Source organism: Patiriisocius marinistellae, from assembly GCF_009014635.1.
In the GTDB taxonomy this organism is placed as follows: Bacteria; Bacteroidota; Bacteroidia; order Flavobacteriales; family Flavobacteriaceae; genus Patiriisocius; species Patiriisocius marinistellae.
The window spans coordinates 173,758-186,756 of record NZ_BKCF01000005.1 but is presented as its reverse complement, the minus strand read 5'-3'; the positions used below and the strand labels follow the sequence as shown (position 1 = coordinate 186,756).

The window sequence follows — 12,999 nt, the reverse complement described above, 5'->3', positions numbered from 1 at the left end:
AGACTATTACAACGTTAAAAAGCTTAATTTACGTATAATACTTGCTGAAATTTTTATTCATCAATACTTGAATATCTTTAACTAAATGTTTGAAATATAAAAGTATTGCTTATTTTTGCACCCGAATTGCGATAGACGCCATTCATACATAAAAATCATTTACAACAATATTAGCATGTATTTAGACCCAAAAGAGAAGTCAGAGATTTTCGCAAAGCACGGAAAATCTGCAACAGACACAGGAACAGCAGAAGGACAAATTGCTTTATTTACTTACAGAATTGAGCACCTTACTGGTCACCTTAAAAGAAATCACAAGGATTACAACACAGAGCGTTCTCTAGTAAAACTAGTAGGTAAGCGTCGTTCTTTATTAGACTATCTAATGAAAAAAGACATTTTACGCTACAGAGCAATCGTTGCTGAATTAGGATTACGTAAATAATATATAAAGGAGCGCCCACAAAGCGCTCCTTATTTTTTTTAACCCCAATTTTTTTAGGGGAATAAGATTAAGTATCTCTGCTTTGGGAAAGAGAATAAATTAAAAACCCGATACGTTCATTAAATACATAAAAGGCTACCCTTAGTTTTTCATTGGTCAAACCACACACAACACAACAACACTTGGTTTGAAAGTCAAACCTTGACCAAATTAACGATGCGCGGGTGCGCATCAAATATGAAAAGTATGATACCTAAAGTATTTAAAGAGGTCATTGACCTTGGTGACGGTAGAGAAATTTCTATCGAAACTGGAAAATTAGCAAAACAGGCGCACGGATCTGTAGTAGTGCAGTCTGGAAAATGTATGTTACTTTGTACTGTAGTTTCTAACTACGAACAAAAAGACTTAGATTTCTTACCATTAACGGTGGATTACCGTGAAAAATTTGCAGCAGCAGGACGTTACCCAGGTGGTTTCTTTAAAAGAGAAGCTCGACCAAGTGATGGTGAAGTTTTAACAATGCGCTTAGTGGATCGTGTATTACGTCCATTATTCCCAAAAGATTACCACTCTGAAACTCAAGTGATGATCCAGTTAATGTCTCATGATGAAGACGTTATGCCAGATGCTATGGCAGGTCTTGCGGCTTCTGCAGCAATCCAATTATCAGATTTTCCTTTTGAGTGTGCTATCTCTGAAGCAAGAGTAGGACGCGTAAATGGCGAATTTATCATCAACCCAACAAGAGCACAACTTGAAGAATCTGACATCGATATGATGATTGGAGCATCTGCAGATAGTGTGATGATGGTAGAAGGTGAAATGGATGAAATTAGTGAAGAAGAAATGGCAGATGCTATTAAGTTTGCTCATGACCACATTAAAATACAATGTGAGGCACAACTTAGGTTAGCTGAGGCTTTTGGAAAGAAAGAAACTCGTGAATATCCTGCAGAAAGAGAAGATGCAGATCTTAAGAAAAAGGTACACGATATGGCGTATGATAAAGTTTATGCTATTGCAAAAGCTGGTTCTTCAAAACATGAGCGTAGTACTGCTTTTAGTGAGATCAAAGAAGATATTAAAGCTACTTTCTCTGAAGAGGAGTTAGAGGATTACGGTGGTTTAGTTTCTAAATATTACCGCGCCGCAGAGAAGGCAGCAATTAGAGACTTAACCCTAAATGAAGGTTTACGTTTAGATGGTCGAAAAACTGTTGATATTCGCCCTATATGGTGTGAGACAGATTATTTACCATCTGTTCACGGTTCTGCAATTTTTACACGTGGAGAAACTCAAGCATTAGCAACTGTTACATTAGGTACCTCTAGAGATGCAAATAAAATAGACATGCCATCTTATGAAGGTGAAGAGAATTTCTATCTTCATTATAATTTCCCTCCTTTCTGTACTGGTGAAGCAAGACCAATTCGTGGAACTTCCCGTAGAGAAGTAGGACACGGTAACTTAGCACAACGTGGATTAAAAGGTATGGTGCCAGATAATTGTCCTTATACGGTACGTGTTGTTAGTGAAGTTTTAGAATCTAACGGTTCTTCTTCAATGGCAACTGTATGTGCTGGAACAATGGCAATGATGGATGCAGGTGTACAATTAACAAAGCCTGTTTCTGGTATTGCAATGGGGCTTATTTCTGATGCAGACTCTGGAAAATATGCAGTATTATCTGATATTTTAGGGGATGAAGATCACTTAGGAGATATGGACTTTAAAGTAACTGGAACAGCAGATGGTATTACAGCTTGCCAGATGGATATTAAAGTAAAAGGATTAAGCTATGAAATACTTGTTAGCGCATTACAACAAGCAAGAGATGGTCGTTTACATATCTTAGAGAAATTGACAGACACTATTGCTACTCCTAGAGCAGATGTAAAAGATTACGCTCCTAAGATGGTAACTGTACGTATTGCAAATGAATTTATTGGTGCTTTAATTGGACCTGGAGGAAAAGTAATCCAAGAACTTCAAAAAGAAACTGGAACAACAATTGTTATCAATGAAGATCCAGAAACTGAAGAAGGAATTGTTGAAATTTTAGGAACAGGACAAGAAGGAATTGACGCAGTCTTAGCGAAGATTGATTCTATCACGTTTAAGCCTGAAGTTGGTTCTGTTTATGAAGTAAAAGTAATCAAGATGTTAGATTTTGGTGCTGTTGTGGAATATATGGAAGCACCAGGAAACGAAGTATTATTGCACGTATCTGAATTAGCTTGGGAACGTACAGAAAACGTTAGCGATGTTGTAATCATGGGCGATGTGTTTGATGTAAAATATTTTGGGATTGACAAACGCACTCGTAAAGAAAAAGTTTCTAGAAAAGCAATTTTACCTAAGCCTGAAGGTTACGTTGCACCAAAGCCAAGAGAAGATCGTGGCAGTCGTGACAACAACCGTGGTAGAGATAATCGTGGACCTAGAAGAGATGACAGAAAGAGAGACTAATTTATTTAAAATTAGTAACTCAGAATTTTAATACAAAAAGCGCTTCCTTTTATTGGGAAGCGCTTTTTTAATTTTATATAGTTTATTTTTTAATTACAATAAGGACAACTTGCGCCATAGCTTGCAATAACATCGCAAACATAATCTTGCTCAGTCGTTGCACCTAAACATTCGTAAAGTTGAGCTGCTTGACAAAATTGCATTATTTGTCCTTCGGTAGGGCCATTATAATTTAAATTATCGCAATTAGCGCCACCGCCATTACCACCGTTTCCACCAGAACCATTACCACCATTTCCGCCAGAACCATTTCCGCCACTGTTTGGATCTACTGGATCAGAAGGTTCATTTACATTACCAAAATATTCAACATCAGGCTCTCCAGCAATCCACCCATAATTACCATCCTCAATAAAATTTTTAGTTACTGATGCATTTGATGGAAACTCGTTATTTGGGTCATCCCCAGTTACACGAGCTGAAACCGTATAGGTACCGGGTGCTGCATTTCCATAAGAACTTTGTCCAGGTGATAATTCTACTCTACTCAAATCGACCCCGTCCATTGATATTGCTATAGAAAAATCGTAAGTATTTGTAATACCAATATAGAAATCTCCAATCTCATCTTTTTCACAGGAACTAAATAGTAGACCAATTAAAAACGTACAAATAGTAATTTTAAAATATTTCATAAGTATAAATTTTAGTTTGATCAAAATTAGGACATCAATAAAAAATACAAAATACCCAATAGTAGGTATTTATTTAATACAGTTGAACTATATGATAAAGCGCTTTCATGTTGCATTTAATTAACATAGAATTTTAAAATTGATATTTAATTAAATGATAGCTTCAAATAACAACATTATTAATAATGTAAAACAAAAACATTAAACGCAACCTTTTTTTCTTTTTCAGACTATAGAGAAAGAACCCATAAAAAAAGTTGCTATGAATAAGATATAATTACTAATATTCATGTTTTTCACTTCATTATTATTAAATGTCCAAGATGTTGCTTGGCTAAATACGGTAGGTGGAAGTGGCTACTTTTGAACTCACGAGTAGCGGTCAGAACGATTTTTTTATCGCTAAATATGACCTTAACAATCAATTACTTTGGGCTGTAAATTTTGGAAACGATAATCTCATAGGATATACATCTATGATTTTGGATACAAATGATGATATTTATGTAACGGATAGCTTTTATGAAACAATGGATATGGATCCTAGCAATGGAATTTCAAACATTACATCTAATGGTGACCAAGATTTTTTTTACAAAATTAAATACCGATGGACAATTTATCTGGGCTTACAATTTTGGGAACCCCATCTCTCACGACCGAAGCTGGTCCATTACTTTGAATAGTGAAAATGACATTCTTATTTCTGGACAATTTCAAGAAACGATTGATTTTGATCCTGGGCAGAATACATTTAACCTTACATCAAATGGCCATAAAGATGCTTTTTTATTAAATTTAGATAGCAACGGGAATTTTTTAAGTGCATTTAACATGGGTGGATCTGCTGTAGATGCTGGGGTCTCTGTAGCGGTCGATAATCAAGACGCCGTAATTCTGGGTGGTACTTTAAGGCTAACAGTAGATTTTCAGCCAAGAGCCGGGATTAACAGTGTTACTTCAAATGGAGATGCAGACGCCTTTGTCATAAAATTCAACAACCTAATATTAGGCACTATTGATACTATAATTTTTTCTTCGGAAATTTTAGCCTACCCAAACCCTACTAATGGAAATTTTACAGTAGCACTACCAGAACATTTAAATGATGTGGATGTCACAATATATAATACAGTAGGTCAAGTTGTGTTTAATAATATATTTCAGCAGGAAAAAAATATTGAACTTTCATTTCCTGAAACTAGCGGAGTTTATTTCTGTACTATTTTAATTGAAGAAGTAAGCAAAACATTTAAAATGACAAAAAAATAAATAAGTATAACTTATAATTTGTAATAGTTCCTATCAAATTTATTGAACGCCCACTATTTTTAGCGGGCATTTTTATTTAAAAAAAACTATTCATCAATATGTTTTTTTTAACTATTAATGTTAAGATTATTATAAGAAACAGTTTAGACAAGTAACTTCATTATGAATCTGTTAACTTTGATTTAAAACCATTGATATGAAAAAATCTAACTTTATAGTTGTCATTCTTTTAATGATTTCTATCGTAGCCTGTAAGACCAAACAAGAGAAAGAGATGAAAGTTTCTGACGAGGAGAAAGAGATGATTTCTCAAAAACCTGCGGATACTGTACAGACAGCCATTGGACCTTTAATCTTACCAAAACCCTACGAAACAGAATCTGTTAGAAATCAAACCAAACTTGTAGATTGGCCAGAAGGTAATATGCCAGTAGCTCCAGAAGGATTTACTGTTACTAAACTTGCCGATGGTTTTAATAACCCACGCTGGACTTACATAGGTCCAAATGGAGACATGTTTGTTTCTGAAGCAAACACTAAAGATAGTGCAGATCTAATTACCTTGTTACGAGATGAAAATAATGATGGCACCATTGATGTTCGCAAAACTTTTTTAAGTGATTTAAAACAGCCATTAGGTATGTTAATCATTGATAATTATTTTTATGTAGCTAACACAGATGGACTTTATAAATATCCTTATAAAAGTGGTCAAACTTCTTTAAAGTCAAATGAAGGAAAAAAAATAGTCACACTGCCAGCTGGAGGATATAATCATCACTGGACACGTAATATTATTACAAATGAAGCACAGGATAAAATCTATATTTCTGTAGGTTCTGCTAGTAATGTGGGCGAATATGGAATGGAAGAAGAAATAAGACGTGCTAATATATTAGAAGTTGATCTAAACGGGGAGAACGAAATAATTTATGCCAGCGGACTTAGAAACCCTGTAGGTATGAATTGGAATCCTGCTAATGGCGAATTATGGACAGCGGTAAACGAGCGTGACGAAATAGGTGATAATCTAGTGCCAGATTATGTTACAAGTGTAAAAAAAGGTGGGTTTTATGGATGGCCCTATTCTTACTATGGTTCAATAGAAGATCCAAGATTAAAAGGAAAAGCACCAGAACTTGTCGCAAAATCAATCATTCCAGATGTTTCTGTGGGCCCTCATACAGCCTCTCTTGGATTAACATTTTATGATGGAGATACATTTCCGAAGCAATACAAAAATGGAGTATTCGTAGGGCAACATGGTTCATGGAACCGCTCTGTACTTTCTGGATATAGTGTAGTTTTCATCCCTTTTGAAAATGGAAAGCCTACAGGAAAACCTGTGGATTTCCTTACAGGTTTTATTGCAAACAATAGTGATTCTAAAGTTTATGGAAGGCCTGTTTGTGTTGCTGTAACACCATCTGGAGATTTATTAGTAAACGATGATACTGGTAATACTATATGGAAAGTGAGCTATAATAAATAGCATATACATTCTAAAATTTTTATTCTGAAATATTAATGAAATTTATTCTTTTTAAAATAATGGCGGTTATTTATGTATCCGCCATTTTTAATCCCTTATTATCTCAAACAATAAAAAACCAAGTAATTAATTACTCAGGCACCGCTATTCCTAATGTTGTCATTTTATTAAACGGTGAAGTAATCTCAGAAACTAATACGGAGGGATATTTTTCATTATCAGAAACATATCAACTCCCAATCACACTTGAATTAAAGCACCCAGATTATTTTTTACGTACTATTACAGTATCTAAAAACAATGCTACTTTTAATTTATTCGCTATAGAAAACACGCAAGATCTTGACGAGGTAGTTATCTCTTCAACGTATCAAAAAGAAAGCAAAGTAATTATTCCAACAGCAAAAATTTCAGCAGAAAAATTTATTGAATATAGTCCCTTAGATTTAGTTTCGGCGATAAATGAAACTCCAGGGGTCTATATTCAAAGTGGCGCATTAAATACCAATCGAATTGTAATTAGAGGAGTTGGATCTAGAACGCTTTATGGTACAAATAAAATACGCGCCTATTTTAATGGTATCCCTATTACTAATGGTACTGGTGACACCACCATTGATGCTTTTGACCCTGAGGATATAGAACGTTTAGAAATTGTAAAGGGGCCAAAAGCAACACAATATGGGACAAACTTAGGTGGTACATTATTATTAAATTCAAAACAAGCTGTACCGGGTGAAACCTATTTTAAAAGTAATCTTACTGTGGGAAGTTTTGGATTTGTGAAAAACAATATTTCGGTAGCCACTGCAGATGAAAAACTAGCATTAAATTTAAATTATGATCATTTAGAAACAGATGGATTTCGTGAAAATAGCACTTATAATCGCAATGCTTTTTTGCTAACTTCTAATTATACTTTTGATTCAAAAAATGAAATTGGCATACTAGTAAATTTCACAGATTATAATGCGCAAATTCCAAGTTCCATTAGTAAAACCGACTTTGAAGAAGATCCCTCTCAAGCCGCTTTTACATGGAATGCTGCTAAAGGTTTTGAAGATAACAAACAGGTCTTAACCGGCATAAATTACACACATCGCTTTACAGATAACCTAAGCAACACCACATCCGTATTTTATACATATTTAGATCATTACGAACCAAGACCTTTTAATATTCTAGACGAATTTACAAATGGATATGGAGCAAGAACACTTTTTGCAAACGACTTTAAATTTTTTAAAAATAATGCTACTTTAAGTTTTGGTGCCGAAATGTATAACGATCAATACAACTGGAAAACCATTGAAAATTTGTATGAAGAAAATAACGGTAACGGAAGTTTAGAAGGGCAATTATTAAGTGATAATAAAGAAAAAAGAAATACACTAAATGTTTTTGCAACTACAACATTGCCAATAACCGAAAAGTTAAAAATACAGTTGGGCATAAACTTTAATAAAACAGATTACACATTTACAGATAAATTTAATACTGGTGAAAACAACAAAAATGCAAGTCGTGATTTCAACCCTATTTTTGCACCTAATCTAAGTGTATTCTATCAATATACCCAAAATTTAAAAGCATACCTTAATGTGAGTAGAGGTTTTAATTATCCATCTATTGAAGAGACACTCACGCCCCAAGGAGTCATAAATCCTGACTTAGGCCCAGAGACTGGATTTAATTATGAGGTAGGTAGCCAAATATTTTTATTTAAAGGGAAACTACAATTAAAACTTGCTGCTTATTTAATTGACATTGATAATTTACTTGTTGCAGACCGCGTAGGAGAAGACCAATTTATAGGTCGTAATGCAGGAAAAACTGAACACAAGGGTGTGGAATTATCTATTTTATACTCACATATATTTAATAATGGTTTCTTTCTAGCACCTTATTTAAATGCTGAAATTTCTGACAATAAATTTATTGATTTTGTTGATGGCAACGTTAGTTATTCAGGAAATAAACTCACAGGTGTGCCAAATAATAAGGTTAATGGAGGTTTGCGTTTTGGATTTAAAAATTTCAGCTTAAATACAAATTTTCTTTATGTTGGAGACATGCCATTAAATGACGCTAACACCTTATACTCTGAAGATTACAAAGTATTTAACACAAAACTATCTTATACATACAACATTACGAACCGACTTTTAATCGAGGTAAATGCTGGTTTAAATAATGTTCTAGATGAAACTTATGCATCGTCTATATTAATTAACGCTGTTGGGTTTGGAAACTCAGAACCTCGCTATTATTATCCAGGAATACCCCGCAACTGGTTTAGTGGTTTTAAAGTAAAGTACTCAATGTAATGATAGTATAAGAACTCAAAATTTAATTTTATGAAGAACATTTTATTAGCAATTTCAACTATTATACTTTTATTTCAATCTGCAAATGCGCAAACTAATGATTTACAATGGTTAGACATTGAATTATCAAACTACAAATACCCATATACAGTTTCTACATTAGAGATTAATGTACAAGAACAAAATTTGAAGATGGCTTATATGGACATTAAACCAGAAAATTATAATGGAAAAAACATTGTATTATTTCATGGTAAAAATTTTAATGGTGCATATTGGAAAACTACAATCCAGGCTTTAAGTAAAGAAGGATTTAGAGTTATAGTTCCTGATCAAATTGGGTTTGGAAAATCTTCAAAACCAGACTATTTTCATTATACCTTTCAACAACTAGCACAGAATACTAAAAAAATACTTGACACTTTAAATATAAAAGAAACCGCTATTTTAGGGCATTCAATGGGAGGTATGCTTGCTACTCGTTTTGCTTTAATGTATCCTAAAACTACTACTAAGTTAATTTTAGAAAACCCTATAGGATTAGAAGATTGGAAATTAAAAGTGCCATATAAACCTGTTGAATGGTGGTTTAAAAATGAACTTAAAAAGAATTATGAGGGTATTAAAAAATATCAATTAGAAAGTTATTATGACAACAACTGGAAGCCAGAATATAATCAATGGGTTAATTTACTGGCTGGATGGACATTAAATTCAGATTATAATAAAATCGCATGGAATGCTGCGCTTACGTATGACATGATCTTTACACAACCTGTGGTTTATGAGTTCAAAAACATAACCGCTCCTACCCTATTAATCATTGGGACAAGAGATAGAACCGCACTTGGAAAACCGTTAGTGTCTGATGAAGTTAGAAAAACTATGGGTTTATATGAAATTTTAGGCGAAAAAACACAAAAAGAAATTCCTAATGCAACATTAATAGAATTAGAAAATGTAGGGCATTTACCTCACATTGAAAAATTTGAGAGTTTTATTAAACCTTTAATAGTATTTCTCAAAGAGTAATGTTTTTTTGAACAACACAATCAAATTAATCTTGACAATCATTTAACCCCCAAGTATCTAAACTTCTTAATATATCCTCAAGAGATTCACCTCTTTTACTCAAACCGTATTCAACTTTAGGAGGGACTACAGGGAAAACTGTTCTAAAAACAAGACCATCTTTCTCTAACTCTCTTACAGTTTGAGTGAACATTTTATTTGATATCCCTGGGATTTTCTTTTGCAAAACTCCTGAGCGTAAATCTCCTTCTAATAAATGAAAAAGTATTAATGGTTTCCATTTAGTTCCTATCAAATTCATTGTATAATTTAAAGGACAGCTATTTTCTTTATTCAAAATTACTTATTAAACTATTAATAATCATTATTTTACTCCTTTAGGTAACTATATTACTTTTTAGTAAGTTATTGCCCATAAGGTAAATATAATTTAATTTTGAATGCTAAATTAAATTTATGAAAGATAAAAATAACTATCCTAAATCATTTTCGCATGTTGGAATAACAGTGCCTAATATAGATAAAGCTGTAAAATTTTATTCTGAGGTAATGGGATGGTATATTATTATGGAACCGTCAAAAGTAAAAAAGGAAGCCCAAACTGCGATTGGTCAAATGTGTATTGATGTTTTTGGCGAAGATTGGGATGAGTTTGAAATTGCACATTTAGCAACTTCGGATGGAATAGGTATTGAATTATTTTCATTTCCAAATGGAGTTAAAGAAGCTCCTGAGTTCAATCCCTTTAATACTGGTCTTTTTCACTTTTGTGTACAAGATCCAAATATTGAAGAGCTTATTGAAAAGATTATTTCTTACGGAGGAAAACAGAGAATGCCTATTAGAGCATATTACCCTAAAGAAAAGCCATTTAAAATGTGCTATGTGGAGGACCCGTTTGGGATTGTTTTTGAAATTTATACTCACAGTTATGAATTGACATACTCATCTGGAGCTTATTCAAAATAATATAACAAACAAATTTATAAAGCACATTCAGTATTAAAGCGCTTAATTATATTTTAATACTGAATGTGCTTTCTGTTATTAGTTAGAATTTATACGGTTGCCAGTTCTCTAACTTTTAAGATATTAGAAGGTACTTTTGTTCCATTACTAACTCCTTTAGGGGAAACAAAATCTCCATTATCTGATACAATTGAGGTTACATAAGTTGAAGAATTTTCAATCATATATTCTTTTCTAAACCCTATAAGCTCAACGGTGATGTTACGTTCTTCTGCACCTTCATTCACAAATTCTTTTATCATCTGGAGAACATCATGATCAATATAAATGGTGGTTGAAGCATCAATAATTATCTTACTACCTTCAGGAAAATGTGCAAAAGTTTGTTTGATTGCTGCTTTGTTCAAAAATGAAACTTCTTGTGCTAATTCCATATTTATGGTTTCGCCCTCTTTATGTTTATCCTTTTTAAAGAAATATGCCAGTTTCACATTTCCGCGTAAAATAAAATAAATACTAACAGCTAATCCTATTCCAACACCTATTAATAAATCTGTCATAACTATTGCTATAACTGTAACGACAAAAGGTATAAATTGAAATTTTTTACTGTTTCTCCACATATGGACAAATTTTGCTGGACTTGCCAATTTGTACCCAATTACAAGTAATACAGCTGCAAGAGATGCCAACGGAATTAAATTTAATAAAAAAGGAATTGCAAGAACAGCGACCATTAAAAATATACCATGTGATATTGCAGCAATTTTAGTTCTACCTCCAGAATTTACATTTGCAGAGGTTCTAACAATTACTGATGTTACAGGAATACCTCCTATTAAACAACTTAGCATATTACCTACTCCTTGTGCTTTTAACTCTCTGTTTGTATTTGTATATCGTTTTAATGGATCCATTTTATCTGCAGCTTCAATACATAATAAGGTTTCGATACTTGCTACTGCTGCAATTGTTAATGCAACCACCCAGATTTCCATATTCATTATTTTTGTAAAATCTGGCAGACTAAATTGACTTAAAAATTGCGTCATAGATTCTGGCACTGGTAGACTTACTAAATGTTCTTGACTTATTGTTAAGGATGAACCTGTTGCTTTAAATATTTCATTTATTGCAATACCAGCTAATACAGCTACTAATGCTCCAGGTATAGATTTTAGCCTTTTAAAAAATGGCACTTTTAAAAACGCAATAAGTATGGCTAATGAAACTAATACCACGATCACAGCACCTGGATGAATAAAATTAACGGTATTTGCTAAAGTTGTAAAAATCTGATGTTCACCAGCAGCATTTATAAAAAAATAATCCCCTTCATGCATTTCATCAAAACCTACTGCATGTGGCAACTGTGACAATATAATAATGATTCCTATTGCAGCTAACATACCTTCTATAACATTAGAGGGCAAATAATTTGAAAGAACTCCCGCTTTTATGAACCCTAAAATTATTTGTATAACCCCTGCTAAAAACCCTGCTAATAAAAAGGCTTCAAAGGACCCCAAAGTTGCAATAGCTGCTAAAACAATAGCCGTTAATCCTGCTGCTGGACCAGAAACACTAAGATGCGATCCACTTAATGTTCCTACAACAATACCTGCAACTACTCCAGAAATAATCCCAGAAAAGAGTGGCGCACCACTTGCTAGCGCAATACCTAAACAAAGTGGTAATGCAACTAAAAAAACGACTAATCCCGATTTTATATCTGACTTAAAATATTTTGTTGAAAAATTTTTCATTTTTATTTTATTTATAATTTATAAATTAAGAAGGCTTATTAATGAAAACTTTCTCTCTGTAACTTCTTCACTAAATTCAACAGGAACTTCTATCACATTTTTTACATTTTTCTTGATAAAATTTGTGACATCAAAACAATTTTTATTTGAAGATGAAAGTGATTTTTCTTTAGGAACAACTGCTTCTTCTGCCCCTACTTGTTCTAAAAAATTTTGGAAAGCAAATGAGTTTGCACCTGTAAACAATTCAAAAGAAAAAACTTCAATGTTTTTTTTGTATTCAAACACTAGGTGTCGTTTGGCCTTTTCAAAATCTTCATTAAAGAGTTTACGAATTTGTTCTCTCTCATTAAAATGGGTAATACCCCAGCGGGTATTTGGTAATTTATACCCGGCAATTAACTTTATATCCAGTTTTGCATCTGGATAGTTTAAAATTGCATATTCAACAAGCTGTAATGATTCAACAGTAAAATTTGTGGGAATAAGTATTTTTCTCATCGGTTTCTAACTTTTAAACAAACATAGT

12 protein-coding genes are annotated in these 12,999 nt (G+C 33.0%); 8 read left to right on the top strand and 4 right to left on the bottom strand.

Features of this window, described 5'->3' with window-relative positions; genetic code table 11:
* Positions 1-175: 175 nt before the first annotated feature.
* A complete protein-coding gene (gene rpsO, locus GB234_RS12740; protein ID WP_151894960.1) occupies positions 176-445 on the top strand; it encodes a 30S ribosomal protein S15 in 270 nt (89 codons plus the stop codon).
* A 246-nt stretch (positions 446-691) separates the two neighbouring features.
* Positions 692-2,917 carry a polyribonucleotide nucleotidyltransferase gene (locus GB234_RS12735; protein ID WP_151894959.1) on the top strand — a complete coding sequence of 742 codons (2,226 nt, stop codon included), beginning with the start codon at positions 692-694 and terminating at the stop codon, positions 2,915-2,917.
* Between the two features lie 89 nt (positions 2,918-3,006).
* On the opposite strand, the gene GB234_RS12730 is transcribed toward GB234_RS12735, so the two are convergent.
* Positions 3,007-3,612, bottom strand: a complete 606-nt coding sequence (locus GB234_RS12730; protein WP_151894958.1) for a hypothetical protein — start codon at positions 3,610-3,612, stop codon at positions 3,007-3,009.
* Positions 3,613-3,959: 347 nt separating this feature from the next.
* Between GB234_RS12730 and GB234_RS15095 the strand changes: the two genes are divergently transcribed.
* From GB234_RS15095 to GB234_RS12710, 5 genes are all read left to right on the top strand, one after another.
* A complete protein-coding gene (locus tag GB234_RS15095; RefSeq protein WP_172966886.1) occupies positions 3,960-4,298 on the top strand; it encodes a hypothetical protein in 339 nt (112 codons plus the stop codon).
* On the top strand, positions 4,291-4,884 hold the full coding sequence (locus GB234_RS12725) for a T9SS type A sorting domain-containing protein (RefSeq protein ID WP_172966885.1): 594 nt from the start codon (positions 4,291-4,293) through the stop codon (positions 4,882-4,884). Before GB234_RS15095 ends, GB234_RS12725 begins: the two co-directional genes overlap by 8 nt.
* Before the next feature lie 196 nt (positions 4,885-5,080).
* Positions 5,081-6,376, top strand: coding sequence for a PQQ-dependent sugar dehydrogenase (locus tag GB234_RS12720; RefSeq protein ID WP_151894956.1), 1,296 nt, complete (start codon positions 5,081-5,083; stop codon positions 6,374-6,376).
* A gap of 35 nt (positions 6,377-6,411) precedes the next feature.
* Positions 6,412-8,703 carry a TonB-dependent receptor family protein gene (locus GB234_RS12715; protein WP_151894955.1) on the top strand — a complete coding sequence of 764 codons (2,292 nt, stop codon included), beginning with the start codon at positions 6,412-6,414 and terminating at the stop codon, positions 8,701-8,703.
* Between the two features lie 30 nt (positions 8,704-8,733).
* Positions 8,734-9,735, top strand: a complete 1,002-nt coding sequence (locus GB234_RS12710) for an alpha/beta fold hydrolase (RefSeq protein ID WP_151894954.1) — start codon at positions 8,734-8,736, stop codon at positions 9,733-9,735.
* 25 nt (positions 9,736-9,760) lie between these two features.
* Here the strand turns inward: GB234_RS12710 and GB234_RS12705 are convergent, their stop codons facing one another.
* The gene (locus GB234_RS12705; protein ID WP_151895078.1) at positions 9,761-10,036 is read right to left on the bottom strand and encodes a winged helix-turn-helix transcriptional regulator; all 276 of its coding nucleotides are present in this window, start codon (positions 10,034-10,036) and stop codon (positions 9,761-9,763) included.
* Between the two features lie 155 nt (positions 10,037-10,191).
* On the opposite strand from GB234_RS12705, the gene GB234_RS12700 reads away from it, so the two are divergent.
* Positions 10,192-10,704, top strand: a complete 513-nt coding sequence (locus GB234_RS12700) for a VOC family protein (RefSeq protein ID WP_151894953.1) — start codon at positions 10,192-10,194, stop codon at positions 10,702-10,704.
* An 89-nt stretch (positions 10,705-10,793) separates the two neighbouring features.
* Here GB234_RS12700 and GB234_RS12695 read toward each other — a convergent pair whose 3' ends face one another.
* Complete coding sequence (locus GB234_RS12695; RefSeq protein WP_151894952.1) at positions 10,794-12,470, bottom strand: SulP family inorganic anion transporter; 1,677 nt, start codon at positions 12,468-12,470, stop codon at positions 10,794-10,796.
* Between the two features lie 18 nt (positions 12,471-12,488).
* Positions 12,489-12,971: a hypothetical protein gene (locus tag GB234_RS12690; RefSeq protein WP_151894951.1), complete on the bottom strand. Its 483-nt coding sequence runs from the start codon at positions 12,969-12,971 to the stop codon at positions 12,489-12,491.
* Between the last annotated feature and the right edge of the window lie 28 nt (positions 12,972-12,999).

Coding starts and splice junctions, on each gene's coding strand:
- GB234_RS12690 (WP_151894951.1), bottom strand. CDS start 12,971: ATGAGAAAAATACTTATTCCCACAAATTTTACTGTTGAATCATTACAG.
- GB234_RS12720 (WP_151894956.1), top strand. CDS start 5,081: ATGAAAAAATCTAACTTTATAGTTGTCATTCTTTTAATGATTTCTATC.
- GB234_RS12735 (WP_151894959.1), top strand. CDS start 692: ATGATACCTAAAGTATTTAAAGAGGTCATTGACCTTGGTGACGGTAGA.
- GB234_RS12715 (WP_151894955.1), top strand. CDS start 6,412: ATGAAATTTATTCTTTTTAAAATAATGGCGGTTATTTATGTATCCGCC.
- GB234_RS12710 (WP_151894954.1), top strand. CDS start 8,734: ATGAAGAACATTTTATTAGCAATTTCAACTATTATACTTTTATTTCAA.
- GB234_RS12700 (WP_151894953.1), top strand. CDS start 10,192: ATGAAAGATAAAAATAACTATCCTAAATCATTTTCGCATGTTGGAATA.
- GB234_RS12730 (WP_151894958.1), bottom strand. CDS start 3,612: ATGAAATATTTTAAAATTACTATTTGTACGTTTTTAATTGGTCTACTA.
- GB234_RS12695 (WP_151894952.1), bottom strand. CDS start 12,470: ATGAAAAATTTTTCAACAAAATATTTTAAGTCAGATATAAAATCGGGA.
- GB234_RS12705 (WP_151895078.1), bottom strand. CDS start 10,036: ATGAATTTGATAGGAACTAAATGGAAACCATTAATACTTTTTCATTTA.
- rpsO (WP_151894960.1), top strand. CDS start 176: ATGTATTTAGACCCAAAAGAGAAGTCAGAGATTTTCGCAAAGCACGGA.